Annotated in this window: 26 protein-coding genes and 1 pseudogene; 24 read left to right on the top strand and 3 right to left on the bottom strand. The window is 55.7% G+C overall.

Annotated elements, in window-relative coordinates:
• The first annotated feature begins 18 nt into the window (after positions 1–18).
• From miaB to ON072_RS15590, 10 genes are all read left to right on the top strand, one after another.
• Positions 19–1,443: a tRNA (N6-isopentenyl adenosine(37)-C2)-methylthiotransferase MiaB gene (gene miaB / locus ON072_RS15635; protein WP_025011684.1), complete on the top strand. Its 1,425-nt coding sequence runs from the start codon at positions 19–21 to the stop codon at positions 1,441–1,443.
• Positions 1,444–1,572: 129 nt separating this feature from the next.
• The gene (locus tag ON072_RS15630; RefSeq protein ID WP_025011683.1) at positions 1,573–2,619 is read left to right on the top strand and encodes a PhoH family protein; all 1,047 of its coding nucleotides are present in this window, start codon (positions 1,573–1,575) and stop codon (positions 2,617–2,619) included.
• The gene (gene ybeY / locus ON072_RS15625) at positions 2,609–3,070 is read left to right on the top strand and encodes an rRNA maturation RNase YbeY (RefSeq protein ID WP_261753085.1); all 462 of its coding nucleotides are present in this window, start codon (positions 2,609–2,611) and stop codon (positions 3,068–3,070) included. Before ON072_RS15630 ends, ybeY begins: the two co-directional genes overlap by 11 nt.
• Before the next feature lie 32 nt (positions 3,071–3,102).
• Positions 3,103–3,984, top strand: coding sequence for a CNNM family magnesium/cobalt transport protein CorC (corC, locus tag ON072_RS15620; protein ID WP_025011682.1), 882 nt, complete (start codon positions 3,103–3,105; stop codon positions 3,982–3,984).
• Positions 3,981–5,534: an apolipoprotein N-acyltransferase gene (lnt, locus tag ON072_RS15615; protein WP_261753086.1), complete on the top strand. Its 1,554-nt coding sequence runs from the start codon at positions 3,981–3,983 to the stop codon at positions 5,532–5,534. The genes corC and lnt overlap by 4 nt, the downstream gene beginning before the upstream one ends.
• Positions 5,535–5,646: 112 nt before the next feature.
• Positions 5,647–6,366 (top strand): thermostable hemolysin, encoded by a 720-nt coding sequence (locus tag ON072_RS15610; protein WP_261753087.1) that lies wholly within the window; start codon positions 5,647–5,649, stop codon positions 6,364–6,366.
• Positions 6,363–7,994, top strand: a complete 1,632-nt coding sequence (locus ON072_RS15605) for an AMP-binding protein (RefSeq protein WP_261753088.1) — start codon at positions 6,363–6,365, stop codon at positions 7,992–7,994. Before ON072_RS15610 ends, ON072_RS15605 begins: the two co-directional genes overlap by 4 nt.
• The gene (locus ON072_RS15600; protein WP_101059431.1) at positions 7,994–8,665 is read left to right on the top strand and encodes a TenA family transcriptional regulator; all 672 of its coding nucleotides are present in this window, start codon (positions 7,994–7,996) and stop codon (positions 8,663–8,665) included. Before ON072_RS15605 ends, ON072_RS15600 begins: the two co-directional genes overlap by 1 nt.
• A 14-nt stretch (positions 8,666–8,679) precedes the next feature.
• Positions 8,680–9,525, top strand: a complete 846-nt coding sequence (locus ON072_RS15595) for an SDR family oxidoreductase (RefSeq protein WP_107353565.1) — start codon at positions 8,680–8,682, stop codon at positions 9,523–9,525.
• The gene (locus ON072_RS15590) at positions 9,512–10,165 is read left to right on the top strand and encodes a tetratricopeptide repeat protein (RefSeq protein ID WP_261753089.1); all 654 of its coding nucleotides are present in this window, start codon (positions 9,512–9,514) and stop codon (positions 10,163–10,165) included. Before ON072_RS15595 ends, ON072_RS15590 begins: the two co-directional genes overlap by 14 nt.
• A 163-nt stretch (positions 10,166–10,328) precedes the next feature.
• Here ON072_RS15590 and ON072_RS15585 read toward each other — a convergent pair whose 3' ends face one another.
• Positions 10,329–10,829 (bottom strand): zinc ribbon-containing protein, encoded by a 501-nt coding sequence (locus tag ON072_RS15585; RefSeq protein WP_039034319.1) that lies wholly within the window; start codon positions 10,827–10,829, stop codon positions 10,329–10,331.
• Positions 10,830–10,951: 122 nt separating this feature from the next.
• Here ON072_RS15585 and leuS point away from each other — a divergent pair, with 122 nt between their 5' ends.
• The 12 genes from leuS to ON072_RS15525 all read left to right on the top strand — a co-directional run bounded on the left by leuS (position 10,952) and on the right by ON072_RS15525 (position 24,370).
• Entirely contained in the window at positions 10,952–13,531 is a 2,580-nt protein-coding gene (gene leuS, locus ON072_RS15580; RefSeq protein ID WP_144133335.1) for a leucine--tRNA ligase, read from the top strand.
• 17 nt (positions 13,532–13,548) lie between these two features.
• On the top strand, positions 13,549–14,058 hold the full coding sequence (locus ON072_RS15575) for an LPS-assembly lipoprotein LptE (protein ID WP_025011678.1): 510 nt from the start codon (positions 13,549–13,551) through the stop codon (positions 14,056–14,058).
• Positions 14,058–15,089, top strand: coding sequence for a DNA polymerase III subunit delta (gene holA, locus ON072_RS15570; RefSeq protein ID WP_144133336.1), 1,032 nt, complete (start codon positions 14,058–14,060; stop codon positions 15,087–15,089). The genes ON072_RS15575 and holA overlap by 1 nt, the downstream gene beginning before the upstream one ends.
• A 9-nt stretch (positions 15,090–15,098) precedes the next feature.
• Positions 15,099–15,791 carry a nicotinate-nucleotide adenylyltransferase gene (nadD, locus tag ON072_RS15565; protein WP_101059427.1) on the top strand — a complete coding sequence of 231 codons (693 nt, stop codon included), beginning with the start codon at positions 15,099–15,101 and terminating at the stop codon, positions 15,789–15,791.
• Between the two features lie 91 nt (positions 15,792–15,882).
• Positions 15,883–16,212: a ribosome silencing factor gene (gene rsfS / locus ON072_RS15560; RefSeq protein ID WP_025011675.1), complete on the top strand. Its 330-nt coding sequence runs from the start codon at positions 15,883–15,885 to the stop codon at positions 16,210–16,212.
• On the top strand, positions 16,212–16,682 hold the full coding sequence (gene rlmH / locus ON072_RS15555) for a 23S rRNA (pseudouridine(1915)-N(3))-methyltransferase RlmH (protein ID WP_039034324.1): 471 nt from the start codon (positions 16,212–16,214) through the stop codon (positions 16,680–16,682). The genes rsfS and rlmH overlap by 1 nt, the downstream gene beginning before the upstream one ends.
• A gap of 87 nt (positions 16,683–16,769) precedes the next feature.
• Entirely contained in the window at positions 16,770–18,614 is a 1,845-nt protein-coding gene (gene mrdA / locus ON072_RS15550) for a penicillin-binding protein 2 (protein ID WP_025011673.1), read from the top strand.
• On the top strand, positions 18,598–19,701 hold the full coding sequence (rodA, locus tag ON072_RS15545) for a rod shape-determining protein RodA (RefSeq protein ID WP_025889581.1): 1,104 nt from the start codon (positions 18,598–18,600) through the stop codon (positions 19,699–19,701). The genes mrdA and rodA overlap by 17 nt, the downstream gene beginning before the upstream one ends.
• A gap of 11 nt (positions 19,702–19,712) precedes the next feature.
• Positions 19,713–20,708 (top strand): lytic murein transglycosylase B, encoded by a 996-nt coding sequence (gene mltB / locus ON072_RS15540; RefSeq protein WP_144133337.1) that lies wholly within the window; start codon positions 19,713–19,715, stop codon positions 20,706–20,708.
• Positions 20,695–21,486, top strand: coding sequence for a septal ring lytic transglycosylase RlpA family protein (locus ON072_RS15535; RefSeq protein WP_115389893.1), 792 nt, complete (start codon positions 20,695–20,697; stop codon positions 21,484–21,486). Before mltB ends, ON072_RS15535 begins: the two co-directional genes overlap by 14 nt.
• 128 nt (positions 21,487–21,614) lie before the next feature.
• The gene (locus ON072_RS15530; RefSeq protein WP_025011671.1) at positions 21,615–22,796 is read left to right on the top strand and encodes a serine hydrolase; all 1,182 of its coding nucleotides are present in this window, start codon (positions 21,615–21,617) and stop codon (positions 22,794–22,796) included.
• A gap of 272 nt (positions 22,797–23,068) precedes the next feature.
• Entirely contained in the window at positions 23,069–24,370 is a 1,302-nt protein-coding gene (locus ON072_RS15525; protein ID WP_039034330.1) for a DEAD/DEAH box helicase, read from the top strand.
• 94 nt (positions 24,371–24,464) lie between these two features.
• Here the strand turns inward: ON072_RS15525 and ON072_RS15520 are convergent, their stop codons facing one another.
• Positions 24,465–24,785, bottom strand: coding sequence for a ribbon-helix-helix domain-containing protein (locus ON072_RS15520; protein ID WP_054745756.1), 321 nt, complete (start codon positions 24,783–24,785; stop codon positions 24,465–24,467).
• A 77-nt stretch (positions 24,786–24,862) separates the two neighbouring features.
• Positions 24,863–25,420 (bottom strand): DJ-1/PfpI family protein, encoded by a 558-nt coding sequence (locus tag ON072_RS15515; RefSeq protein WP_025889577.1) that lies wholly within the window; start codon positions 25,418–25,420, stop codon positions 24,863–24,865.
• Between the two features lie 295 nt (positions 25,421–25,715).
• Between ON072_RS15515 and ON072_RS15510 the strand changes: the two genes are divergently transcribed.
• Both ON072_RS15510 and ON072_RS15505 read left to right on the top strand, forming a co-directional pair.
• A complete protein-coding gene (locus tag ON072_RS15510) occupies positions 25,716–26,348 on the top strand; it encodes a DUF2913 family protein (protein WP_208164137.1) in 633 nt (210 codons plus the stop codon).
• 291 nt (positions 26,349–26,639) lie between these two features.
• A pseudogene (locus ON072_RS15505) lies at positions 26,640–26,997 on the top strand (transposase); the annotation flags it as partial.

Raw genomic sequence — 26,997 nt, 5'->3', positions numbered from 1 at the left:
AAGAGCGACGCAAAACTGATGAGTAAAAAACTCCATATTAAAACCTGGGGCTGTCAGATGAATGAGTACGACTCATCCAAGATGGCCGATCTGTTAAACGAATTTCAGGGCTACACCCTGACTGAAGAGGCTGATGAGGCAGATATTCTGCTGCTCAATACCTGTTCTATTCGTGAAAAAGCGCAGGAAAAGGTATTCCATCAGCTGGGCCGCTGGAAAACACTCAAAGACAAGAATCCTGAGCTGATCATTGGCGTGGGTGGTTGTGTGGCTTCGCAGGAAGGCAAGGCGATAAAAGAACGCGCCCAGTGCGTGGATATTATCTTCGGCCCCCAAACCCTGCACCGTCTGCCAGAGATGATCAACCAGGTTCGCAGCGGCGACCAGGCGGTGATTGACGTCAGCTTCCCGGAAATCGAGAAGTTCGACCGTCTGCCCGAGCCCCGCGCCGAAGGCCCCACCGCCTTTGTCTCCATCATGGAAGGTTGCAGCAAGTACTGCTCTTTCTGCGTGGTGCCCTATACCCGCGGCGAGGAAGTCAGCCGACCACTGGATGACATCATCCTGGAAATCGCTCAACTGGCCGAGCAAGGGGTGCGTGAAGTCAACCTGCTGGGGCAAAACGTTAACGCCTATCGCGGCCTGACCCATGATGACGAAATTTGCAGCTTTGCCGAGCTGCTGCGTTATGTGGCCGCCATCGACGGAATCGACCGCATCCGCTTTACCACCAGCCACCCGATAGAGTTCACCCAGGACATTATCGATGTCTATGAAGACACTCCTGAGCTGGTCAGCTTCCTGCACCTGCCGGTGCAATCGGGTTCAGACCGCATTCTGACCCAAATGAAGCGCGGCCATATGGCAATCGAGTACAAGTCGATCATTCGCCGTCTGCGTAAGGCGCGGCCGGATATTCAGATAAGCTCCGACTTTATCATCGGCTTCCCCGGCGAAAGCAAAGAAGATTTTGCCGACACCATGAAGCTGATTGAAGAAGTGGGCTTCGACCACAGCTTCAGCTTTATCTACAGTGCCCGTCCCGGCACCCCGGCGGCCGACTTGCCGGATGATGTGGATATGGAAGAGAAAAAGCAGCGCCTGGCAATCCTGCAGGACAGGATCACCCAACAAGCGCAGCGCTACAGCCGCCAGATGCTGGGCACAGTGCAGCGTATTCTGGTGGAAGGCCCATCGGTCAAGAACCCCATGGAGCTGCGCGGCCGCACCGAAAACAACCGGGTGGTCAACTTCGAAGGCCAGCCCAAGCACATAGGCAGCTTCGTGGATGTGGAAATCGTCGATGTCTACACCAACTCGCTGCGCGGCAAGTTTGTTCGCGGTGAAGATGAGATGGACTTGCGCAAGAGCCTGCGCCCCAGTGATATTCTGGCCAAGCATAATCAGGAAGACACCCTGGGCGTGACTCAGTTCACCCCGTAAGCGCCGAGACTTCCACGGCGGCCCGGCTCTTCTGACCCGGGCCGTTTTATTTTAGGCTCGATTTTCCGTTAGCATTTATGCCTTCACGCTCGTAAACTGATCAAAGATGACATCAACAGGAGTTTTTGTTTGTCTCACAAATTAACCACCATGAATCTGTATCTCGAACCGGCCGACAGCCGCCGTCTGGCGTCTCTGTGTGGTCCGTTCGATGACAATATCAAGCAGCTCGAACGCCGGGTGGGCGTCGAGATAAGCTACCGCAACAACCATTTTCAGATTGTCGGCCAGCCGCGTAACTGCCTCACGGCCAACAACCTGCTGAAACAGCTCTATGTCGAAACCGCGCCGGTAAAAGGCTCGACCCCGGATCTGGAGCCCGAGCAGGTGCATATCGCCATTCAGGAAGCCATTGCCCTGGAAGCCGACGACAGCGGTGCAGAACCCAAAGAGCACTATATCAAGACCCGCAAAGGGGTGATTAAGCCGCGCAATCCCAACCAGACCCAATATGTGGCCAACATAGTGCGCCATGACATCACCTTCGGCATAGGCCCCGCCGGTACCGGCAAGACCTACCTGGCCGTGGCCGCCGCCGTGGATGCGCTGGAACGTCAGGAGATCCGCCGCATTCTGCTGACCCGCCCTGCGGTGGAAGCCGGTGAGAAGCTGGGGTTCCTGCCCGGCGATCTGAGCCAGAAGGTAGACCCTTACCTCAGGCCTCTGTATGACGCCCTGTTTGAGATGCTCGGGTTTGAGAAGGTCGAGCGACTGATAGAACGCAATGTTATCGAGGTCGCGCCGCTGGCCTATATGCGTGGCCGCACCCTCAACGATGCCTTTATCATTCTCGATGAGAGCCAAAATACCACGGTGGAACAGATGAAGATGTTCCTCACCCGTATCGGCTTCAACTCCAAGGCGGTGATCACCGGCGACATTACCCAGATAGATCTGCCGCGCAACGCCAAGTCCGGCCTGCGCCACGCCATTGAAGTACTGAGCGAAGTGGAAGAGATCAGCTTCAACTTCTTCCAGGCCCAGGATGTGGTGCGCCACCCGGTAGTGGCCCGCATAGTGGAAGCTTATGAAGCACACGATCAGCGCCAGCAGGCGGCCAAGGCCCAACGCGACAGCCAATATCAACTGACAGAGGCCGGCGCCCATGAGTCTTGATCTGCAACTGGACCTGCAACTGGCCACAGAAGCGCAAAACCTGCCATCCCAGAGCGATTTCGAGCTCTGGGCCCGTACTGCCATAGGCAATAGTATGGAGCAGGCCGAGCTGACCATACGCCTGGTGGACAGTGAAGAGAGCCAGCAGTTGAACCGGGACTATCGCGGCAAAGACAAGCCCACCAATGTGCTGTCATTTCCGTTTGAAGCGCCACATGGAATAACCCTGCCATTACTCGGGGATCTTGTCATTTGCGTTTCAGTCGTTGAAAATGAAGCCCGTGAACAGCATAAACCGCTACAGGCGCACTGGGCACATATGGTTGTGCACGGTTGCCTGCATCTGCTAGGTTATGATCACATCGAAGATGCCGAAGCCGAAGAAATGGAGTCGCTAGAGACCCAACTTATTGAAAGCTTAGGTTTTACTGACCCATACAAGGAGCAATAATTGCCAGGGTTCGCCCTGTCATGAAGAACACTATGAGTGACGATATCCCCCCGAGTACCAGCGCCCATAAGAAAGGCTGGTTTGACCGAGTAAGCCAGTTATTCCAGGGCGAACCTCAAAATCGCGAAGATCTGGTTGAGGTGATCCACGATGCCGAGCAGCGTGAGCTCATCACAGAAGATACCCGCGAGATGATAAAAGGTGTTTTAGAGGTATCTGATTTGCGTGTAAGGGACATAATGATCCCCAGAGCGCAGATTGTCGCCATCCAATTCAATGACTCTGTTGAGGAACTGCTCAACACTGTCATCAACTCTGCTCATTCCCGCTTTCCTGTGGTCAATGAAGACAAAGACCATATCGAAGGCATACTGCTGGCCAAAGATCTGCTGAAGTACGGCTTCAACAACAGTGAAGAACCCTTCTCACTGGAAAAAGTGATCCGCCCGGCCGTTGTGGTGCCCGAGAGCAAGAGAGTGGATGTGCTGCTCAAAGAGTTCCGTTCCCAACGCTACCATATGGCAATTGTGGTCGATGAATACGGTGGTGTTTCCGGCCTGGTCACCATTGAAGATATTCTCGAAGAGATTGTCGGCGATATCGAAGATGAGTTCGATCACGACAACAGCGACGAGTCTGAGATCCGTAAAGCCGGTAACCGGGTTTACATGGTCAAGGCACTGACCGAGATTGAAGATTTCAACGAAACCTTCAACACCCATTTCAGTGATGAAGAGTTCGACACAGTCGGCGGATTGGTGTCCCACGCCTTCGGTCACTTGCCGGAGCGCAACGAGAAGATCGTCATCGACGGCATTGAATTTAAAGTCATCAGTGCCGATACCCGCCGTTTATTGCAACTCAGGGTGAAACTGCCCGATCCCAACGATACTGAAGACAGTAACGACCAGTGAAGTCCACATTAGCGGCGCTACAACGCCACCCCAAGCTGCGTCTGGTACTGGCCTTTTTGGCCGGTGCCAGTACAGCACTTTCCTTTGCCCCCTACGATCTCTGGCCCATCTACCCGCTGGCGCTGGCCTTTGGCCTTTGGCAAAGTGACAAGCTTTCCCCCAAGGCCAGTTTTGGCTATTGGCTCAGCTTTGGCTTTGGCGCCTTTGCCTTCGGGATCAGCTGGGTGCATGTCAGCATGGACAGATTCGGTGGCTTGCCGCTGATTGCTTCCATAGGCCTGATGGCCCTGTTGGCCCTCTATCTGGCCTTGTATCCGGCGCTGGCCGGTGCCCTGCTGGCCCGACTGGCGCCCAAGCGTCATAACTGGCAACTGCTGGGGCTGTTTCCGGCGCTCTGGACCCTGTGTGAATGGTTGCGGGGCTGGGTGCTCACCGGCTTTCCCTGGCTCTGGGGCGGCTATAGCCAAACCTCGGGCCCCTTGAAGCCACTGGCCTCAATGATAGGCACTTTGGGGCTCAGTTTTACGGTGGCGCTGCTGGCAGCAAGCCTGGTGCTGCTACTCAAACGCCGCTGGCTCAGCCTGGTGGTGAGCTCAGCGCTACTGGCCCTGCTCGTATGGCAGGCGCCGCGATTTTCAACGGTTGAGCGCACCGGTGAGATCCTCAGCGTGGCGCTGGTGCAGGGCAATATTCCCCAAAGCATGAAGTGGGATCCGGACGCACTCTGGCCGACTATGCTCAAATATATGGATCTCTCTCGCCCGCATCTGGACAGAGACCTGGTGATCTGGCCCGAGGCCGCGATACCGGCCCCCGAAAGCATGGTGGCCGAGTTTCTCGACAACGCCAACAAAGTTGCCAATCTGCGGGATGCCGCCATCATCACAGGTATCATCAGCCAGCGAAATGGCGACTTCTACAACTCGCTGATTGTGCTGGGGAATCATCATCAGAAACAGCAGGACAGCGCCGACTATAGCGCAGCGGGTGACAACCAGTTCCGTAAGCATCACCTGCTGCCCATAGGCGAGTTTGTGCCCATGGAGTCGCTGCTGCGGCCACTGGCGCCCTTTTTCAACCTGCCCATGTCCTCGTTTGCCAGAGGCAGTTATCAGCAAAACAACCTGACGGCGCTGGGTCATACGCTGGCACCGGCTATCTGTTATGAAATCGCTTTCCCCGAGCAGCTCAGGGCCAACGTCGCCGAGGATACCCAGGTGTTGCTGACCGTCTCCAACGATGCCTGGTTCGGTGAGTCCAATGGCCCGTTGCAACACATGGAGATAGCCCAGATGCGCTCGGCCGAGTTGGGCCGGCCTCTGCTGCGGGCCACCAACAACGGCGTCACCGCCGTGGTGGATGAATTTGGCAATATCAGCGCCAAACTGCCGCAGTTTGTCGAGGGCGTGCTCACGGCTGAGGTGCCGCTGGTCGAGGGCCAGACCCTGTTCAGCCGGGTCGGTCAATGGCCGGTACTCGGGCTGAGTGGCTTGCTGCTGCTTTTGGGGCTGTTGTATTGCCCCAAACGGCGAAAGAGCAATAAAAGCTAAAACCAACCAATTGATTTTTATCTAATTGATAAAATATTAATGGATACATAAGTATTTCTTAAGACTGCTTTTCTAGGCTCTGGATACTGGTTAACAGATCCGGAGTATCTCTATGGTCAAGCAGTTTCCCCTGTCTGCCCTGGAAAAGGACGTCCCAAGCTCTGCCAACCCACCTCATTCGCTTCCCGAGTGTCGCCTGTTCCATGAGCAGGCAGAGGGCCGCACTGAGGTCGAAGACTATATCGCCGCCAAGTACTTGCAGGTGCATGGTGCCAAGCTCAAGGAATTTTTGCCTTTCTTACTGCAGCTGAGCATGAAGGGACAGCCTCAGGGTGCCTTCGGCCTCAGAGCCGGTTGTTACTACCCCTTGTTTCTGGAGCAATATCTCAAGGATCCCATAGAGCAGCAAGTGGCGCTGCTGACCAAACGCCCGGTGGACAGGGCTTCCTTGGTAGAGGTGGGCAATCTGGCACTGACCAACAAGAGTTCAGGGCCACTGCTGCTGGTACTGCTTGCCGCCACTCTGGCCAGAGCCGGTTTTGAGTATATGGTCTTTACCGTCACAGAGCAGGTGGAGGCGCTGATGAAACTGCTGGGCTTTTCGCCCATGCTGCTCTGTAGCGCCGATCCTGAGCGACTGGAAGGTGACAGCGCCATCTGGGGCAATTACTACCGCAACAACCCCAGAGTCATGATTGGCGATCTGCGCCTCGCCCAAGAGGTAATAGACACCAGCCCCCGCTTGAGACGACTGGCACAAAGGCACGAATCGGATATCAGCACCATGGCGGCCGAATTGGCTTATGCCAGAACCCGGGAGCCAAGCCTATGACTCCATCGCCTCAATTAAGCCAAGCCAATACCTCTGAGTCAGGCGCTGGGACAAACCTTGATTGGGATGTCCTAAGCAAACTCAACGGCGAAGATCAGGCCATTGCCCTTAGCGATGCTGAGCAGCAACTCAGCTACCTTGAACTGAAAACAGAAATCCGCCGCTATAGTGATTTCCTCAAACGCCTGAATATCCGCAGCCTGGCACTGCATGCCGGCAACAGTGTGCAGTGGGCGATACTGGATCTCGCCTGTCAGCAGGCGGGAGTTCTTTGCCTGCCCTTGCCGCTGTTTTTCTCCCAAGAGCAGTTGGCAAACTGCCTTGAACAAACCTCGGTTGAGCTGGTACTGAGCGAAAGCCCACAAATTCAGCCTTGTTTGCCAAAGGGTTTCGCGCCTTACCAAGGTCTCAGTGAACTGGGCTGCAATCTATACGGCTGGCATTTATACGGCAGGCAGTTATACGACGAGCAGCTATCTGAGGGACAGCTCTGCGACGGGCCTCCGGGCCAACAGAATGTTTGCGCCGAGAGTACGGCGGCTTTTCCGCAAGTCCCACAGGGCACAGCCAAAATTACCTTTACCTCAGGCTCTACCGGTAACCCCAAGGGGGTGTGTCTCAGCAGCGAGCATCAATGGCGGGTGGCCGAATCGCTTGCAAAAGTCACGGCCCTGCCCAGCCCCAGGCATCTTTGTCTGTTGCCCTTGAGCACCTTGCTGGAAAACATCGCCGGTATCTACAGCCCCTTGCTGTGCGGCGGCACTGTGCTGCTGCCCTCGGATAAGGTACGCGACATGCACGGCAGCTCGAGACTCGACAGCCGGGCGCTGCTGCAGACCATAAGCCGAGCGCAGCCGAGCAGCATGATCCTTATTCCTCAGTTATTGACACTGCTGGTCGGTGCCTGTGAACAAGGGTGGCAAGCGCCAAACTCACTGCGCTTTGTAGCCGTCGGTGGCGGCAAGGTCGCCCCCGAGTTGCTGCTGCGGGCCAGGGAGCTTGGATTGCCGGTTTATGAGGGTTACGGCCTGTCGGAATGTGGCTCTGTCGTGGCGCTCAACACCCCGGATAAAGACACTCCCGGCTTTGCCGGCACTGTGTTGCCTCACTGCAAAGTCACCACTCGCGGCGGCGAAATCCATGTCGGCGGCGCCAGTCACCTGGGGTATCTCGGCCAACCCGAGACTTGGGGTCAGGGAGAAATCGCCACCGGCGACCTTGGCCAACTCGATAAAGGTGTGCTCACCATTAGCGGGCGCCGCAAGCATCTGCTTATCAGCTCCTTTGGCCGCAATATCAGCCCTGAGTGGGTGGAGTCGGCGCTGATGGCCAAACCGCTGCTGAGTCAGTGTATGGTGCTTGGTGACGCCAAGCCCTGGCTCAGCGCGCTGGTGTGCGCTCCGCTCCAAGTCAGCAATGAGCAGCTCCAGGCCTGGCTGGATGCTGTCAATGCCACACTGCCCGACTATGCCAGGATCAAACGCTGGATAAGACTGAATGAAACCGAGCTCAAGCCTCACACCACAGCCAATGGCAGGGTCAAGCGCGCCTCACTGCTGAACGCCCTGGCCGCTCAAATAGAACAGCTCTATCTATCCGAAACCCCATATCTTGAGGGAGCCCTATAATGAATTTCTACGACCAATTACAACAAGCAACCCAGAGCGGCCGCGAGTATCTGCTGGCCAGTCCCATCATAGGCAAATGTCTGCAAGGCGAGATAAGCCTGGAGGAATATGTCGCCTTCCTGCACCAGGCCTATCACCATGTGAAGCACACTTCGCCGCTGCTCATGGCCACTGGCGCCAGACTGCCGGAAAGCAAGGAATGGCTCAGGGTGGCGGTAGCCGAATATATCGAAGAGGAGCAAGGCCACCAGGAGTGGATCCTCAATGACATAGCCGCCTGCGGTTTTGACAAGGAAAAGGCCAGACGCAGCACACCGCTGTTTGCCACCGAGGTCATGGTGGCTTACGCCTACGACATGGTGAATCGGGTAAGTCCGCTGGGCTTTTTCGGCATGGTCAATGTACTGGAAGGCACCAGCATTAATCTGGCGCTGCTGGCGGCCGAGAAAGTGCAATCGCGCCTGGGGCTGCCGGATTCGGCCTTCAGTTATCTCAAGTCTCACGGCGAGCTGGACAAGCAACATATCCATTTCTTTGAGGGGCTGATGAACCGGATTGAGGATCGCGAAGAACAGGCCTTGATCATTCACGCCGCCAACAACTTCTACCGCCTCTACGGCAACATCTTCCGCGAGCTGGCGCCGGCCCAGGCCTTGGCGCTGGCCTCCTGAAAACGGTGACCAATATGGAACTCAAGTATCTGAATGTCATCATCACCGGCGCCAGTGGCGGCATCGGCAGCGCCATCGCCAGGGCGCTGGCCGCCAAAGGCGCCAGACTGCTGCTCTGCGGCCGGGATCAAGCCAAGCTCGATGCCCTGAAACAGAGCCTTGCCGGGGAGCATCACACCTTAAGCGCCGATCTGACCAGCAGTGGCGGTCAGTGTCAGCTGCGCCAGGCCGCCGGAGTGTTCAGCCCCAAGGTATTGATCAACTGCCTTGGGGTCAATCAACTCAGCATGTTGGAAGCCAGCGACACCTGTGATACCCGCGCCATGATGGCGGTGAACCTGGAGGCGCCCATCAACTGTTGCCGCACCCTGCTGCCCTTGCTCAAACGTCAGTCCGAGGCCGCCATCATCAATGTCGGCTCCATTCTCGGCAGCATAGGCTACCCGGGTTCCAGTCTTTACTGCGCCAGCAAGTTTGGCCTCAGAGGCTTTACCGAAGCACTGGAGCGGGAGTTGGCCGACAGCAAGATTAAGGTGCTCTATTTCGCCCCCAGAGCCACGGATACCGAACTCAACACTGAGTCGATGCGCCAGCTCAATTCAGCGCTCGGCAACCGTCAGGACAGCCCTGAGTGGGTGGCCGACATCCTCTGCCGCGATCTGGCCGATAATCGCCGGGGCCGCCGCTTTATCGGTTGGCCGGAAAAGCTGTTTGTGCGGATAAACGCCCTGCTGCCCGGCCTGGTTAACAATGATACCCGCAAGAAACTGCCACTTATCCGCCAGTTTTGCCAAAGGGCCATGCCAATACAAGACACGGCCAACCCCATCACCGAAGGAGAGAAACATGAAGCCATTTAAACTCTTGTGCCTGAGCGCAGCGCTGCTGGTGAGTCCTTCGCTCTGGGCCGATGACGCCAGCGATCTGGCCGTCAAACAGTTGCAACACGACTGGGCCATCAACAACTATCAACTCAGCGGCGACGAGCAGGAAAAAGCCTTTGTTAAACTGCTGAAGCTGGCAGATGAGTCGGTGAAGTCCCACCCCCAAAGTACGGGCGTGCGCATCTGGCACGGGATTATCAACTCTACCTATGCCGGGGTCAGCGGCGGCCTCGGTGCCCTCAAGTATGCCAAGCGGGCTCGCAGTGACTTTGAGCAGGCGCTTAAGCAAGATCCCACCGCGCTCAAGGGCTCGGCCTATACCAGTCTCGGGGTGCTTTACTACAAGGTGCCCGGCTGGCCGCTGGGCTTTGGGGACGATGACAAGGCTGAGGAGTTGTTGAAGCAGGCGTTGGAACTCAACCCCGATGGCATAGACAGCAACTACTTCTACGGCGACTTCCTGCTGGAAGAGGACAGGTATGACGAAGCCCTGCCTTTCCTGCAAAAGGCGCTCGAAGCCGCCCCAAGGCCAGGGCGCGAGCTGGCAGATGCGGGTCGCAAGCAGGAAATCAAGGCAGCACTTGCCAAAATCGCCGCCTATCGCGATAACAGTTGATCACAACCTGTGTTGAGAAGCGGCACATCTGCAGCCAAAACCTGCCAGTCTCAAACGGTATAAACAGCATAGAAAACGCAGGCCGGAGCCTGCGTTTTTATGTCTGTGGGTTTGAGGGTTTTCCCTTGAGCTCCAAGCCATTGAAAGCCTGAACATCTATGACTCAGGGCGCCAGCGCTTCACGGGTAAATTCCGAGTGGTCACACTCGGGGCAATCGGGAATGATGCCTGGGAACTCGAAGTCCATCTCATGGCCGCAGTTACTGCAGACCATCTTGCCCTGACTGACGATATCGCCGCTCTGATAATAACCATGGTGTTTGAACTCATGGGCCAGTTCGTGCCATTCCACCTGGCTGCGGTCGCTGATTTCGCCCAGCCAATGCCAGAGGGTGTTTTCCAGTGTCAGCATAGTGGGGCTGTAACTGATGTCATCTTCCGTTTGGCTCTGGATATAACTGGCGATATCCCGCTTGAGGAACTCCTCGACCAGAGACAGCTCGGCCTCACCGGCCTGCTGCTTGATGGCCAAATACTCTTTCCCTTCCTTGATAGAATTAAATAAGCTCTTCACTGTCAATGAGTTATCTTGGTCATACTGTTGTTTGACTCTGTCAATCAAGGCCTGATACAGCGCCAGTAACTCCGTACTTCTCTCACTCATGGCCAATACTCCTTTAAGACGAACCTTTCTTAATGACTCACTTCTGGTTTATTCTATGCAGATCTAAACGGCGCAGTATAGCGCGCATGTCAAAATAATGGGCGGCATTGCCGAAAAACCTGATGCAAGAGCAATATAATCCCTCAGAAATCGAAGCCAAAGTGCAAACGCACTGGGCAGAAAAGAAAACTTTTGAAGTCACCGAAGATCCGAGTAAAGAGAAGTTCTACTGCCTCTCTATGTTCCCCTATCCTTCAGGTCGGCTGCATATGGGACACGTGCGTAACTACACCATAGGTGACGTAGTTTCCCGTTTCCAGCGTCTGCAGGGTAAAAATGTGCTTCAGCCCATCGGCTGGGATGCCTTCGGTCTGCCGGCAGAAAATGCCGCGATCAAGAACGCCACTGCGCCGGCGCCTTGGACCTATGAAAACATAGATTACATGAAGAACCAGCTGAAAATGCTGGGTTTCGGCTACGACTGGAGCCGTGAGATTGCCACCTGTACCCCGGAATACTATCGCTGGGAACAGTGGTTCTTCACAAAACTGTATGAAAAAGGCTTGGTGTACAAGAAAACAGCTTCAGTCAACTGGTGCCCCAATGACCAGACTGTACTGGCCAACGAGCAGGTTATCGATGGTTGCTGCTGGCGCTGCGACACTGTGGTTGAGCAGAAAGAGATCCCTCAGTGGTTTATCAAGATCACTCAGTACGCCGAAGAGCTGCTGAATGATATCGATACCCTCGAAGGTTGGCCTGAGCAGGTCAAGACCATGCAGCGTAACTGGATTGGTCGCTCCGAAGGGGTCGAGATGACCTTCAAGGTGGCCGGTTCCGACGATAGCTTCGACATCTACACCACACGTCCGGATACAGTGATGGGCGTGACCTATGTGGCCATTGCCGCCGGTCACCCGCTGGCCGAGAAAGCCGCCGCCAACAACCCGGCGCTGGCAGCCTTTGTTGAAGAGTGCAAGCAGAGCACCGCCTCCGAGGCCGAGCTGGCCACCATGGAGAAAAAAGGTGTCGATACCGGCCTCAAGGCGATCCACCCGCTGACAGGCGAAGAAGTCCCGGTTTGGGCCGCCAACTTTGTCCTGATGAACTATGGTACCGGAGCCGTGATGTCGGTTCCCGGCCACGACCAGCGTGACTATGAGTTCGCCACCAAGTATGGCCTGGCCATCAAGGGCGTGATTAAGCCTGCCGACGGCGAGCTGGATATCTCTGAAGCCGCTTACACTGAAAAAGGCATACTGTTCAACTCAGCCGAGTTCGATGGTCTGGACTTTGAAGCCGCCTTCAACGCCATCGCCGACAAGCTGAGTGCCGAAGGCAAAGGCAAGCGCCAGGTTAATTTCCGTCTGCGCGACTGGGGCGTCAGCCGCCAGCGCTACTGGGGCGCACCTATCCCTATGGTGACTCTGGAAGACGGCACTGTGATGCCTACGCCGGAAGAGCAACTGCCGGTCATTCTGCCGGAAGACGTGGTCATGGATGGGGTACAAAGCCCAATCAAGGCCGACAAAGAGTGGGCCAAAACCACAGTCAACGGCCAAAATGCCCTGCGCGAAACCGACACTTTCGACACCTTTATGGAGTCCAGCTGGTACTATGCCCGCTACTGCTCGCCCAAGGCCGATCAGATGCTGGATCCAGCCAAGGCCGACTACTGGCTGCCGGTAGATCAATACATAGGCGGTATCGAACACGCCTGTATGCACCTGTTGTACTTCCGTTTCTTCCACAAACTGTTGCGTGATGCCGGTTTGGTTAACTCCAATGAACCTGCCAAGCGTCTGTTGACTCAAGGCATGGTACTGGCCGATGCCTTCTACTACAGCAACGAGAAGGGCGCCCGCGTTTGGGTATCGCCACTGGAAGTGACTGTGGTTGAGAAAGACGACAAGGGTCGGATCCTCAAGGCCGTGGACAATGAAGGCCATGAGCTGACTTACACCGGCATGAGCAAGATGTCCAAGTCGAAAAACAACGGCATCGATCCGCAAGTGATGGTGGAGAAGTACGGCGCCGATACTGTGCGACTGTTCATGATGTTTGCCTCACCACCGGAGCTGACATTGGAATGGCAGGAGTCCGGCGTGGAAGGCGCCCACCGCTTTATCAAGCGTCTGTGGAAACTGGCCCATGACCATATCGCCAAAGGCGCGGCTCCAGCGCTGGATATAGCGGCACTGACCGGCGAGCAGAAAACGCTGCGCCGCGAACTGCACAAGACCATAGCCAAGGTGACCGACGATATCGGCCGCCGCCAGATGTTCAACACCGCCATTGCCGCCGTGATGGAACTGATGAACGCGCTGCAGAAGGCTCCGCAGGAAACCGAGCAGGACAGAGCCCTGATGGCCGAAGCCCTGTCTGCCGTGGTGCGTCTCTTGTACCCCATCACCCCACACCTGAGCTTCAACCTGTGGCAGGAGCTGGGCATGGAAGGCGATATCGAGTCAGCCAGCTGGCCTGAAACCGACGAATCTGCACTGGTCGAAGACAGCAAGCTAATCGTGGTGCAGGTCAACGGTAAGCTCAGAGCCAAGATCACTGTGGCGGCCGATGCTGCCAAGGAAGAGGTCGAAGCCCTGGGTCTGGCCGATGAACAGGTGATCAAGCACACCGAAGGCAAGACCATCCGCAAGGTGATCTATGTTCCAGGTAAACTGCTGAACATAGTCGCCAACTGAGAAAAAACAGGACATCCATGCTGAAACTATCTTTAAGCGTGAAGCAGTTGATGTTCGCCCTGCTGGCACTGGTCGTTATGACCAGTGCCGGTTGCGGCTTTCAACTTCAGGGAAGTTATTCCATTCCGCCCGAGCTCAGCAAGCTGAGCCTGGAGAGCAGCGACAAATACAGTGAACTGAGCCGCCTGGTGCGTGAACGCCTGCGTCTCAACAATGTCGGCATAGAGGAACCCGCCAAGGGCATTCCCCGGCTGGTGCTGCTGAGCGACACTCTGGAGCGCTCAACCTTGTCGCTCTACCCCACAGGCAACGTCGCCGAATATGAACTCATCTACCATGTGCGTTTTGCCGTGTCTTTGCCGGGCAAGGAAGCACAGCCTTTTGATGTGGAAATCCGCCGCGATTATCTCGACGACCCCCGCACCGCCTTGGCCAAGAGCCGCGAGATGGAGTTGCTGGTCAAAGAGATGCGCATTCAGGCCGCCGATAACATCATCCAGACTCTGGCCGCCATCGAGGTGAACTGATGCGGGTCTATCCGGATCAGTTACACCGGCAGTTGTCGCCGCTGAAATCCTGCTATCTGCTGCTGGGCGACGATCCCTATCTGCTGGACAGCAGCAAGCGGCAAATCCTGGCTGCCGCCCGCAGCCAAGGCTTTGAAGAAAGGTTGCAACTGACTCAGGAAGCCAACTTCAACTGGCAGGATCTCGCCAACGAATGGCACGCCATGAGCCTGTTCGCCAGTCGCAGAATCATAGAGCTCAACCTGCCCCAGGCCAAGCCGGGCGCCGATGGCGGCGCCATGCTGCAAAGCCTTATTGCTGAACAAAACCCGGATATAGTGTTGATCATCGACGGCCCCAAGCTTGGCCGCGATCAGCAAAACAGCAAGTGGTTCAAAGCCCTGGACAGCCAGGGTCTTTATGTTCCTTGCGCCACACCCGAAGGGGCCCAGTTCCAGCGCTGGCTCGACGGCCGTATTCAATACTATCGGCTCAATCTCAAAAACGATGCCAGAGCCATGCTGTATGCCCTTTACGAAGGCAATCTGCTGGCGGCCGATCAGGCGATGCAACTGCTGCAGCTGCTGGCCGGTGTCCGTCCTGTGGACAGCGAAGAGCTGAGCCGCTACTTCGAAGATCAATCCCGCTTCAGCGTGTTCCAATTGACCGATGCCCTGCTGGCTAACCAACAGGATAAGGCCCAGCATATCCTCGCCCAGCTCAAGGCCGAAGAAACCGCCATGCCCATTATCCATTGGGCGCTGCAAAAAGAGCTGACCTTGCTGCTGACGCTGCAATCGGCCCGCAGTCAGGGCGAGAGCCTCAATAGCCTGTTCGGCAAGCATAGAATTTGGGACAAGCGCAAGCCGCTCTATCAGGGCGCCCTCACCCGGCTGAGCCTGGAAGCCATAGAGTCCATGTTGGCTATCGCCTCCAAGCTGGAGCTGGCACTGAAACAGCAAGGCCAGGAAAACTGGACCGGCCTTTCCCATCTGTGTTTGCTGTTCGATCCCAAGGCGGCACGCCACCTTGGCCATATTGAGTTCGACTGAGGAGACAGGATGCGTATCGGGCTGATGGGCGGTACTTTCGACCCAGTTCACTATGGTCACCTCAAACCCGCGGCCGAAGTCAAAGCCCGGCTAGAGCTGGATAAGCTCTGGTTGCTGCCGAACCATATTCCGCCGCACAAGGCCAAGGCCACCGCCAGCAGCGAGCAGCGCCTGACCATGCTTAAACTGGCCTGCGACGAGTTCCCCGATATGGACATTTGCGATATCGAGCTCAAGCGCAATGCCCCCTCCTATAGCGTTGCGACGCTGGAAGCGCTGCAGCAGGCTTTCCCAGGCGCCGAATTTCAATTCATCATGGGTACTGATTCCTTGCTGTCACTGCCGAGCTGGCATCAATGGCAGCGGCTGTTTTCCCTGTGTAACCTGGTGGTTTGCAAGCGCCCGGACTGGCACCTGCCAAAGGACGCCGAAATCCAAACCGAACTGGCCCAAAGAAGCTGCTCGGTCACCCAGGCCTTGGCGGCAAGAGCCTGTGACGATGAAAAAGGCAATGGCAGTAGCAGTGGCATTGAAAATGCGCAATACGGCAAAATCATCAGCCTCCCGGTCGAGCCGCAGCCCTTTTCCTCCACGGCTATTCGCCGCGCCATCGCCGCCGGTGACATTAATGCCTGCCGCGCCGCCATGCCCAAAGCCGTGCTCGAGTATATAGTTGCAAACCGCCTCTATCTTGGCGGTTAACTGCGGTGGATGGGCGATAAATGCTATGGGACTTGCCCGCCAGCGCTGATATACTACTGCGCTTGATCAAAAACATGAGAGGATCTTCAGCGTGCAAGGCACAGAACTGAAACAATTTGTTGTCGACAAGGTCGATGATCTCAAGGCTCGGGACATAGTCGTGCTGGATGTCAGCAAAAAGTCCAACGTGACCGACTTTATGGTTATCTGCTCAGGCACATCCAAGACCCATGTTCGCGCCATTGCTGAAAATGTGGTTGCCGAAGCCAAGCAAGCCGGCATGCAACCTCAGGGCGTAGAAGGCCGCGACAGCAGCGACTGGGTTCTGGTGGATCTGGGTGATGTGATTCTGCATGTGATGCAGGAGCAAACCCGCGAACATTACCAGTTGGAAAAACTCTGGTCTGACGCCAACGCCTGATGAAACTGCAACTCGTTGCCGTAGGCACCAAAATGCCGGACTGGGTCAGCAAGGGTTTCGCCGAGTACCAGCGCCGCTTCCCCAGGGACATGGCGCTGGAGCTGGTTGAAATTCCCGCCGGCAAGCGGGGCAAGAATGCCGATATCGCCCGTATTCTGCAAAAAGAAGGCGAAGCCATGTTGGCCGCGATTCCCAAGGGCAACCATATCGTCACTCTGGATCTGCCGGGCAGGAACTGGACCACTCCGGAGCTCGCCTCTGCCATGGAAAAATGGCAGCTCGATGGCCGGGATGTCAGCCTGCTGATAGGCGGCCCGGAAGGCTTGGCTCCCGCCTGTAAACAAGCCGCCAGCCAAAGCTGGTGTCTGTCGGCCCTGACCCTGCCCCACCCTTTGGTGAGAGTCGTGGTGGCCGAGAGTCTTTACCGGGCCTGGAGCATCAACAACAATCATCCCTACCACAGGGAATAAGGCGCCCAAGAGCCACTTGCATTAGCTGACTTTGCATTAACTGTTTGAGCCGGAGAGAATCCATTGCCGCGTAGAAAGCGAATAACCATGCATGATCACGCCGCCGAGGCGGCACTGTTCAAACGCCGGGCGCTGTTTACCTTTGTCTGCGTGGTCGCTTTGCTCAGCCTGTTGCTAGGCAACCTCTACTATCTGCAGGTAGTGTCTTTCAAAGACTACGAAACCCGCTCCAATGATAACCGTATCCGAGTGGTACCGCTGGCGCCCAGCCGCGGCCTGATCTATGACCGTAACGGCAAGCTGCTGGCAGAGAACCTGCCCTTCTACACCCTGGAAGTGATCCCTGAGAAGGTGAAGAACATGCAGCAGACGCTGGATGAACTCTCAACCGTTATCGACCTCAGTCAGGATGAGCGCGACAGCTTCACCGAGTCACTGAAATATCACCGTCGCTTCAAGCCCTTGCCGCTCAAGACCCGGCTGACGGAAGACGAGGTGGCCCTGTTCAGTGTTAACCAACACAGGTTCGATGGTTTCTATGTCGATGCCGGTCTTAAACGCCACTACCCCTACAGCAGCCTGCTGACCCATGTGCTGGGCTATGTCGGCAAAATCAACTCCAGGGACAGAGACGCGCTGGAACGCTCCGGCAGTTGGAAAAACTATGCCGCCACCAAAGACATTGGCAAACAGGGGATAGAAAAGTTCTATGAGAGCCTGCTCCACGGCCTGCCCGGGCATCTGGAGGAAGAGGTCAACAACCTGGGGCGTAGTGTTCGCACCCTCAAGGTGACCCAGCCCGAGCCCGGACAGGATATCTACCTGACACTGGATCTGCAGCTGCAGCAAAAGGCCACCGAACTGCTGGATGGTCGCCGCGGCTCAATCGTGGCAATAGACCCAAGAGACGGCGGGATTCTGGCCATGGTCTCCAGCCCCAGCTATGACCCGAACCAGTTTGTGCACGGGATCAGTTCCAAGGCATACAGCGAGCTGCTCAACAGCCGCTCACGCCCCTTGATTAACCGCGCAACCCAAGGGCAATATGCCCCGGCCTCCACGGTCAAGCCACATCTGGCGCTCTTGGGACTGGAAGATCAAACCATTAGCGAGAAGACCCGCATCTGGGATCCCGGCTTCTGGCAGATCCCTGGGGTCGATCGTAAATATCGCGACTGGAAACGCTGGGGCCATGGCTGGGTGGATGTCTATGACTCCATAGTTCACTCCTGCGATACCTTCTACTACGACATGGCCTACAAGGTAGGCATCGACAAGATTTCCGGCTTTATGGATCAGTTCGGCTTCGGTCAGAATACCGGGGTGGATATCTTCGAAGAGTCTGCCGGGGTGATGCCATCAAGGGACTGGAAACGCCTCAAGTACAACCAACCTTGGTACATAGGCGACACCATCTCGGTCGGGATTGGTCAGGGTTACTGGACCACCACGCCGTTGCAGCTGGCCAATGCCACGGCCATTTTGGCCAACCGCGGCAAGCGTTTTACTCCGCACCTACTCAAGGCCATCAAGGACAACACAGCCCGCATCGAGACGCCGGTGGATGAAAGGCCGCCTATAGTGCTGAAAAACAAAAACAACTGGGAGATCATCAACGAGGCCATGCGCCGCACCGCGCAGAAGAGTCGCTTCACTGATGCCAGTTATACCGCGGCGATGAAGACAGGTACCGCACAGGTTTTCAGCGTTGCCGAAGATGAGAAATATGATGCGGACTCCATTGACGAGCATCTGCGCGACAACGCGCTGATCATCGCCTATGCCCCCTACGAAAATCCGAAAATAGTGCTGGCGGTGGTACTGGAAAACGCCGGTTGGGGTGGCGCCAACGCCGGGCCGGTTGCCCGGGCCATGCTGGATGAATATCTGCTACGGGATACCTGGGAGTTGAAACATGAGCCACAGCCGTAAACCCAATATCTGGCAGAAGATGCATATCGATCTGCCGCTGCTGCTCGGCATCCTGGGCCTGATGGGCTTTGGCCTGTTCGTCATCTATTCTGCCAGTGGAGAAGACCTGGCCATGATGGAGCGGCAGCTATTCCGTATGGGGCTGTCTCTTGGGCTGATGCTGTTTATCGCCCAGATTAACCCCGAGGTGTTTCGCCGTTGGGCTCTGCCCATCTATATTGCCGGGGTCGCCCTGTTGCTGGGGGTGCATTTCTTCGGTGAGATCAACAAGGGCGCCCAACGCTGGCTCAACCTGGGCTTTATGGAGTTTCAGCCGTCTGAGCTGATGAAACTGGCCTTCCCTATCACCATGGCCTGGTTTATCTCCAAGTTTCCCTTGCCGCCGAAGAAGCGTTATCTGGCCGGTGCAGGGGTGATTTTGCTGATCCCCACTCTGCTTATCGCCAAACAGCCGGATCTCGGCACCTCAATTCTGGTGGCCGCCTCGGGGATCTTTGTACTGTTTCTCTCCGGCATGAGCTGGGCCATTGTCGGCGGTTTTATCGCCGCCGTGCTGGCGCTGCTACCGATTCTGTGGTTCTTTTTGATGCACGACTACCAGCGCAATCGAGTGATGACCTTGCTGGATCCCGAGGCCGATCCGCTCGGTACCGGCTACCACATCATTCAGTCCAAGATTGCCATAGGTTCAGGCGGACTCTGGGGCAAGGGCTGGCTCGATGGTACTCAGTCGCAGCTGGAGTTTTTGCCGGAGCGCCACACCGACTTTATATTCGCCGTGATCGGTGAGGAGTTTGGCCTCATCGGCAGTCTGCTGCTGCTGGCACTCTATCTCTATGTAATCGGCCGCGGCCTGGTGATCGCCTCCAGGGCTCAAACCAGCTTTGCCCGCTTGCTGGCCGGCTCGCTGACCCTCACCTTCTTCGTTTATGTGTTTGTGAATATCGGCATGGTGTCCGGTATTTTGCCCGTAGTGGGAGTCCCACTGCCGCTGATAAGTTATGGCGGCACCTCTATGCTGACATTGATGGCCGCTTTTGGCATTCTAATGAGTATTCACACCCATAGACGCTTCATCGACAGATAGGAACGCCTTACATGCCGACATTCAAAAAGCTGCTCGCACCTCTGGGCCTGCTGCTGAGTCTCAACCTCAGCGCCTGTGCCACCGCCGAGGTGCCCTCTCCCGAGCAGCTCAAGCAGGATTTTATCAAACAGCAACGGAGCCAGGGATTTAGCCAAGAAGAAGTCGAAAGCTTCCTCGCCTCGGCCCAGAAAAACCAGGCGGTATTGGATGCCATCTCCAGTCCTTGGGAGGCCAAACCCTGGCATCAGTACTACCCCATTTTTCTGACCGAGAAGCGCCTCGAAGCCGGGCTGAGTTTCTGGCAGCAGCACGAACAGACCATAGCGCGCGCCGCCAAGACCTATGGCGTGGATCCGCAAATCATAGTGGCCATTATCGGTATTGAAACCTTCTACGGCGGTTACATGGGCAAGTACCCGGTGATCGATGCCCTCTATACCCTGGGATTCTACTACCCGCCACGGGCGACTTTCTTTCGCGGCGAATTTGCCAAGCTGATGACGCTGCTTAAAGAGGAGCAACTCAATAAGGAAACCCTCCTGGGCTCCTACGCCGGCGCCATGGGCTATGGCCAGTTTATTCCTTCGAGCTATCTGGCCTACGCCGTCGACTTTGACGGTGACGACAAGCGGGATCTGCTGGGCAGTGTCGACGATGCCATAGGCTCAGTAGCCAACTATTTTCACCGTCACGGCTGGAAAGCCGGTGAACCGGTGGCGCTGGAACTGAGCACCTCAGCCACGCCCAAGGCCAAGGTCTGGAAGGGAGAAAAGCTCAATTACCAAGTGGCCGATATCCTCTCTCCCGAGGTGGCACTGAAGGAAAACCGGGATCTGGATGCCAGCCAAAAAGCGCTGCTTATCGAGCTGGAACAGGCCGATGCCAAAGACTATTGGCTGGGGCTGAACAACTTCTATGTGATCACCCGTTACAATCGCAGCCCGCTGTATGCCATGGCGGTTTATCAATTCAGTGAACAACTCAAAGCCCACCATGACAAGACTTAAACTATTGCTGCCACTGACCGCTTCGATTCTGCTGGCCGCCTGTGCCGGCAACTCGGGCCGTTACGCCATAAAAGATGACCGGCCTCCGGCCGATGCCCCGGATGTCTCCAAGGTGGAAGATGCCCACCCCAGGTTCGAGCCCTACAGCAAACAGGGCAACAAGGATTACCAGGTCAGAGGCAAATCCTACCAGGTGATGCCGTCCGGCAAAGGGTACAAGGTTGAGGGGCTGGCATCCTGGTATGGCGCCAAGTTTCACGGCCATCTGACCTCCAACGGTGAAACCTATGACATGTACTCGATGTCGGCGGCGCACAAGACATTGCCACTGCCCAGTTATGTCAGGGTCACCAACCTGGCCAACAACAAGAGCGTGGTTGTCAGGGTCAATGACCGTGGCCCCTTTCACCCCGACAGAGTGATAGATCTGTCCTACGCCGCGGCTTACCGGCTGGACATGCTGAAGACAGGCACCGCCAGGGTGAGGCTGGAAGTCCTGTTTGAGGACAGTGAAGAGAGCCAGACCATGGCCGAGCTTCGCAGCGACAATTTGCACTATGTGCAGGTGATGGCATCCGGCTCGCGCGAGCGTCTGCTTGAGTTGGCTTCAGAGCTTGAAAACAAGTATCAGGTCAAGAGCCGGATTACCGATGCCAAGCCGGTATACAGGCTGCAACTCGGCCCGGTCAGCCATGAAGGTATTGCCGCCAAATTGCTGGAAAAGCTGAAGCAGGAAGGCTTCCCGAGCAGCTATATGGTGACTGAACCAAAATCATAAGCGTCCAAAATTCCACCATATTTTTAACTAATTAAGGAACCTTAACTGAAATCTCCGGTCGACTAATGTTATACTCGCTGCGAATTTCAGCATATTTTCCGACTCCAACCAGAAGACGTATTCAGGTAATGATGAATTTTGTAAAAAGTCCCGCGAAAGCCTTTCTGTTGTTCGCCTGTGCCTCAGTTTCCGCCGCACAGGCCAACAATGCCCCGATAGTCGTCCCAGATGCACCGGATGTTGCCGCCAAGGCCTATGTCTTGATGGATTACAACTCAGGGCGCTTACTGGCGGAAAATAACGCCTACGAAAGCCTCAACCCTGCCAGCCTGACCAAGATGATGACCAGCTATGTCATAGGTCAGGAGATCAAGGCGGGTAATGTCTCTCCCGATGACGATGTGACCATCAGCAAGAACGCTTGGTCGAAGAACTTCCCCGACTCCTCCAAGATGTTTATCGAAGTCGGCAAGACGGTTAAAGTCTCGGATCTGAACCGGGGTATCATTATCCAATCCGGTAACGATGCCTGTGTTGCCATGGCCGAGCACATTGCCGGAACCGAAGGCGCCTTCGTCGATCTGATGAACTCCTGGGCCAAACAGCTGGGCATGCGTGACAGCTACTTTGAAAACTCCCACGGCCTGGATTCGGACAACCACAAATCCACCGCCTATGATATGGCGCTGCTGGGCGCGGCCCTCATCCGTGATGTACCCAACGAGTACGATATCTACAAGGAAAAATCTTTTACCTACAACGGTATCAAGCAGTACAACCGTAACGGCCTCTTGTGGGATAACAGCCTCAATGTCGACGGCATCAAGACAGGCCACACCTCGGGTGCCGGCTATAACCTGGTATCCTCAGCCACCAAAGACGGCATGCGCCTGATTGCCGTGGTCATGGGCACCAAGAGTGAAGCCGCCCGTAAGGCCGAGAGCAAGAAACTGCTCAACTATGGCTTCCGTTTCTTTGAAACCATCACCCCTTACAAGGCCGGTGACAGCTTTGTCACTCAGAAGATCTGGTACGGCGACCGTGACACAGTGGACTTGGGTGTAACCACTGACACTCCTGTCACCATTAACCGGGGTCAGGCTAAAAACCTGCAGGCCAACTTCGAACTGACCAAAGAGCTGACCGCACCGCTGGCCAAGGGTGAAGTCGTCGGCCGGGTATACTTCCAGCTTGATGGTAAAGACATTGCCCAGTTCCCACTGGTGACATTGGAAGAAGTCAACGAAGGCAGCTGGTTCAGCAAGCTGATGGACTACTTCAAGCAGATGTTTGCCGGCTGGTTCAGCTAAGCCAATAAATCGTGAGAGAATGCCGCCTGCGGGCGGCATTCTTGTATCTGCAAGAGACAGTGATATCCGCAGCGCCTCAGGGCATTTATCCTTGCAGCGCAAGAATAAAGCAGAAATGAGCGGGCCTTGATGGATTTTTTTGCTATACTCCGCGCCCGCCCGGGTTATCCCGGCACTTGGCGTTTACTCAGGCCTGAGCTTCCGGCATTTGGGCCGCCGACACCCGAAACAGCTAAGACACACGCCAAGCGGTTGAATACAGGAATATCGAGATGAAGTTTGAATCTTACAGTTTTGCCCCCGAAATACTCCGCGCGCTCAAAGAGTGCGGTTATGAGAGCATGACACCGATTCAGAGACAGGCCATCCCTGCGGTTCGCCGCGGTCAGGACGTGCTGGCCAGCGCCCAGACGGGCACAGGCAAGACAGCCGCCTTTGTGCTGCCTATTTTGCAGCGCCTGCAGGATAACCCGCTCGAACTCAAACCCGGCAATATCCGGGCCCTGATCCTGGCACCGACCCGTGAGTTGGTGTCCCAGGTTGCCGACAATGCCCGCCAATACGGCAAATACCTGCAACTGTCGGTGGCCACTCTGTTTGGCGGCGTCAAGTCGGCATCTCAGGTCAACAAGCTCAAGCAAGGCGCCGACATAGTGGTGGCCACTCCGGGGCGTTTACTGGAACAACTGCTGGCCGGTAACCTGAGCCTGGGCTCGCTGGAAGTGCTGGTGCTGGATGAAGCCGACCGTATGCTGGATATGGGCTTTATCAACGATATCAACAAAATACTTCAGAGCGCCGCCAAGCAACGGCAAAATCTGATGTTCTCGGCCACCTTCTCTGGCGCGGTAAGGCGCCTGGCCGATGAGATAATGAACAAGCCCAAGGTCATCACGGCCGACCGCCAAAACACCACAGCGGTGACCGTCAGCCAGGTGGTCTACCCGGTAGAGCAGCGCCGCAAGCGTGAACTCCTGTCTGAGCTTATCGGGCGCAAGAACTGGCAGCAGGTGCTGGTGTTTACCGCCACCCGTGAAGATGCGGATCATCTGGTCAAGGAACTGAATCTCGACGGTATCGCCAGTGCCGTGGTGCACAGTGAAAAAGCCCAGGGCAGCCGTCGCCGGGCGCTCAGAGAATTCAAGGAAGGCAAGGTACGAGTGTTGGTATCCACCGAAGTGGCCGCCCGCGGCCTGGATATTCCGGATCTCGAGTATGTGGTCAATTACGATCTGCCCTTCCTGGCTGAGGACTATGTGCACCGTATTGGTCGCACCGGCCGCGCCGGCAAGACGGGGGTCGCCATCTCTTTTGTCAGCCGCGAAGAAGAGCGCACCCTGGCCGACATCGAAAAACTGATAGGCCAAAAACTCAAGCGCATCATGATGCCAGGCTATGAAGTGAGTAATCGCGATCTCCTGCTCAAGCAACTGCAAAAGCGCCGCAGCTTCGCCAAGAAAAAGCCGGGCGCCAGCAGCGCCTCGGAGCAGGTCGCAGCGGAAAAGAGCATGTCCGGCCGCAGAGTTAAGGTTAAAGTCGGCTCCAGCGGCATCAAGCCCAAGAAGCTCAAATGAGCCGCCCCGCATGACGGGCTTTAGCTCCTATGTTGAATCATTAAAAAGCCGCGCACTGCGCGGCTTTTGGCTAGTTGGGTTTTAGCTGGATTTTTCACTGGCTGGAAACACTTGCATTCTCGGCGGCAAAGCTTGCTCCCCTAAGGGACAAGCGCTCACCGCGATTGAGATAGGTGGTGCAAGCCACCCGCAGCAAGGATGCAAAATTGCTGACTCGCCCTTCCTTGCAGCAGGCCTCTTGGTGGATACGGCTGAGGCACTCACCGAGACTCAACCCCGCCTCGGCAGCGATATCCTCCAGCAACTGCCAAAAAATCGCTTCCAGGCGAATACTGGTGACGACGCCACCCAAACGCACCGAGCGGGTTTTCAACTCAAACAAGGCGGGAGCCGCCCCGGAATAGATTTCACACATAGCATCTCCGGCCAAGTGAAAGACCCGTTAAGATGACCTTTGGCCGTCAGAGCGGACAAGGCCCTGGGCAGTGGAATTCAGAGTAAGGCGTGGAACTGCGCCAACCACTGAGGATGGGCAGGCCAAGCCGGCGCTGTAACCAACTTGCCGTCAGTAATCGCTTCTGTCACCTCGATATCGGCATATTCACCACCGGCTTGGCGTACTTCGGGGGCACAGGCGGGATAAGCCGACACCTTCTTGCCCTGCACCACTCCGGCGGCGGTCAGCAGTTGCGCCCCATGACAGACGGCGGCAATCGGCTTATCCGCCTTGGCAAAGGCCCGAACCAGCTCAAGAACTTCATCATAGAGACGCAGATACTCGGGTGCTCGGCCGCCGGGGATCAACAGCGCATCAAAATCATCGGCACTTATCTGTTCAAAGTCACCGTTGAGAACGAAATTGTGCCCAGGTTTTTCACTGTAGGTTTGATCGCCTTCAAAATCATGAATAGCCGTCCTGACAGTATCACCGGCCTCTTTGTCAGGGCACACGGCAGTAACCTTATGGCCCACCATCTGCAGCGCCTGAAACGGCACCATGATTTCATAGTCTTCCACATAATCACCGGCAAGGATCAATACGTTAGCCATTGTCTTCTCCTGTTATTCCATCGACTCACCATCAGACTCATCTTAACCAAGCCCATAGAGGCAGAGGTAACAACCGGCTACTACCTCACTCTGTTCATTAAACAACCCGGTTGCCCGGCAGACAAGAGATATCCTTGAGATTGGAAAATTTACAGTAAGATAGCTGCGAAGACAGATCGGGTAACTGTCTTACTGATAACCATTGTGGTGGTTTTTCTTTGTCTACCTGATATAGAAAACTGCAGCTTAGGGTATACTCAGCGCCCCATCCATATCTCTTATACGCGGAAAAACAATGACAGAACAAAGCTACAATAAGGCTTTGCTGGCATTAACCCAGGCCGGCCTCGCTGCTTTGGCGGAACGTAACCATGCCGCTGGCAGCATCAAGACCCCGGCGGCGGAAAGTCATTTTCTCTGCAACTGGATGGTGCAGTCACTAAAAGAGAAACGTTTCTCAAAGTTACTGGCAGAAGATCTCACTCGCTGGATAAGAGCGGGACGAAGCCTGGGGGCCGGTGCCAAGTTACCCGAGGTGCTTCAACGTATCCAGGCGCAGTATCTGCCAGCCATCAATAATGCCGCAGTGGGGCAATCGCTCCAGAACCTGATTGCCGAGCTCCAAGCCGAAGGCTGGCTCGTCATCCTCGACTGTGAAGTAAGCGGTAAACTCAAATTAGACAGCCAGGGGCAAAACAGCTTGGTGATCTCCGCCGAGCAGTATCAGCAGCATCTGCTCGATGGCAAATTGATAAAACCCATCACCCTTTACATCCGCGCCGACGAGCAGTTGATTGCCCAGTTTGCTGTCAAACATGCGCTTCTATTCAGCCAGGGGGATAAGCAAGCCAGTTGCATCAAGCACCATAAGGCTTATCGACTCTATCCTGATAACCAACAGCCCGCATTGGCATTGCTCAAGGCTTAACTTTCAGCATCGGAAATGACCTTGGAAATGGCACTGGCGAACACTATCACCGCCTGAGCCATTTCCCGGTTTATCAGAACCTTGCCCAAGTTCGCTGAATCCACCTTGTGTTCAATCATGGGATTGTTAGCCAACAGAATGAGGGTTGCGACTTTCGGCCGCGGCCACAGCGGCTATCACACAGCTAATAATGGGGGTCTTTGTTGTTTTTAATCAAGGCTGCGCGAAACATCAAAAAGATATGGCTGTCCTTTATTCTGCGCTGTATTCTCCGGCCCCGAATACTAAACTAAAAATACCCTCTTACAAAGCGTACCTGGTATCGGCAATATCGCCGCTGCGTCTATCATCAGCAATGTGCCTGAGTTAGGCTACATTACCAACAAGCAAGCAGCTTCACTCATCGGCGTCGCCCCTATTACACGTGAAAGCGGACGCTACAAAGGGAAACGAGTCATCCAAGGAGGCCGCGCACAGGTGAGAACCGTTTTGTACATGGCCATGATGTCAGCCATGCAATGTAACCCTGTTTTCAAGGACACTTACGCTCGATTACTCGAAGCTGGAAAACCAAAGAAAGTGGCGATTATTGCTTGCGTTCGCAAGATGGTGGTCATCCTAAACTCTATGCTTCGAGATGGCATCATGT

Source organism: Shewanella sp. K8, from assembly GCF_028823715.1.
Taxonomy (GTDB): Bacteria; Pseudomonadota; Gammaproteobacteria; order Enterobacterales; family Shewanellaceae; genus Shewanella; species Shewanella algae.
The sequence above is the reverse complement of the archived record's forward strand: the minus strand, read 5'-3'. Positions and strand labels throughout refer to the sequence as shown.

Coding starts and splice junctions, on each gene's coding strand:
- miaB (WP_025011684.1), top strand. CDS start 19: ATGAGTAAAAAACTCCATATTAAAACCTGGGGCTGTCAGATGAATGAG.
- ybeY (WP_261753085.1), top strand. CDS start 2,609: ATGAGTCTTGATCTGCAACTGGACCTGCAACTGGCCACAGAAGCGCAA.
- corC (WP_025011682.1), top strand. CDS start 3,103: ATGAGTGACGATATCCCCCCGAGTACCAGCGCCCATAAGAAAGGCTGG.
- ON072_RS15610 (WP_261753087.1), top strand. CDS start 5,647: ATGGTCAAGCAGTTTCCCCTGTCTGCCCTGGAAAAGGACGTCCCAAGC.
- ON072_RS15605 (WP_261753088.1), top strand. CDS start 6,363: ATGACTCCATCGCCTCAATTAAGCCAAGCCAATACCTCTGAGTCAGGC.
- ON072_RS15600 (WP_101059431.1), top strand. CDS start 7,994: ATGAATTTCTACGACCAATTACAACAAGCAACCCAGAGCGGCCGCGAG.
- ON072_RS15595 (WP_107353565.1), top strand. CDS start 8,680: ATGGAACTCAAGTATCTGAATGTCATCATCACCGGCGCCAGTGGCGGC.
- ON072_RS15590 (WP_261753089.1), top strand. CDS start 9,512: ATGAAGCCATTTAAACTCTTGTGCCTGAGCGCAGCGCTGCTGGTGAGT.
- ON072_RS15585 (WP_039034319.1), bottom strand. CDS start 10,829: ATGAGTGAGAGAAGTACGGAGTTACTGGCGCTGTATCAGGCCTTGATT.
- leuS (WP_144133335.1), top strand. CDS start 10,952: ATGCAAGAGCAATATAATCCCTCAGAAATCGAAGCCAAAGTGCAAACG.
- ON072_RS15575 (WP_025011678.1), top strand. CDS start 13,549: ATGCTGAAACTATCTTTAAGCGTGAAGCAGTTGATGTTCGCCCTGCTG.
- holA (WP_144133336.1), top strand. CDS start 14,058: ATGCGGGTCTATCCGGATCAGTTACACCGGCAGTTGTCGCCGCTGAAA.
- nadD (WP_101059427.1), top strand. CDS start 15,099: ATGCGTATCGGGCTGATGGGCGGTACTTTCGACCCAGTTCACTATGGT.
- rlmH (WP_039034324.1), top strand. CDS start 16,212: ATGAAACTGCAACTCGTTGCCGTAGGCACCAAAATGCCGGACTGGGTC.
- mrdA (WP_025011673.1), top strand. CDS start 16,770: ATGCATGATCACGCCGCCGAGGCGGCACTGTTCAAACGCCGGGCGCTG.
- rodA (WP_025889581.1), top strand. CDS start 18,598: ATGAGCCACAGCCGTAAACCCAATATCTGGCAGAAGATGCATATCGAT.
- mltB (WP_144133337.1), top strand. CDS start 19,713: ATGCCGACATTCAAAAAGCTGCTCGCACCTCTGGGCCTGCTGCTGAGT.
- ON072_RS15535 (WP_115389893.1), top strand. CDS start 20,695: ATGACAAGACTTAAACTATTGCTGCCACTGACCGCTTCGATTCTGCTG.
- ON072_RS15530 (WP_025011671.1), top strand. CDS start 21,615: ATGATGAATTTTGTAAAAAGTCCCGCGAAAGCCTTTCTGTTGTTCGCC.
- ON072_RS15525 (WP_039034330.1), top strand. CDS start 23,069: ATGAAGTTTGAATCTTACAGTTTTGCCCCCGAAATACTCCGCGCGCTC.
- ON072_RS15520 (WP_054745756.1), bottom strand. CDS start 24,785: ATGTGTGAAATCTATTCCGGGGCGGCTCCCGCCTTGTTTGAGTTGAAA.
- ON072_RS15515 (WP_025889577.1), bottom strand. CDS start 25,420: ATGGCTAACGTATTGATCCTTGCCGGTGATTATGTGGAAGACTATGAA.
- ON072_RS15510 (WP_208164137.1), top strand. CDS start 25,716: ATGACAGAACAAAGCTACAATAAGGCTTTGCTGGCATTAACCCAGGCC.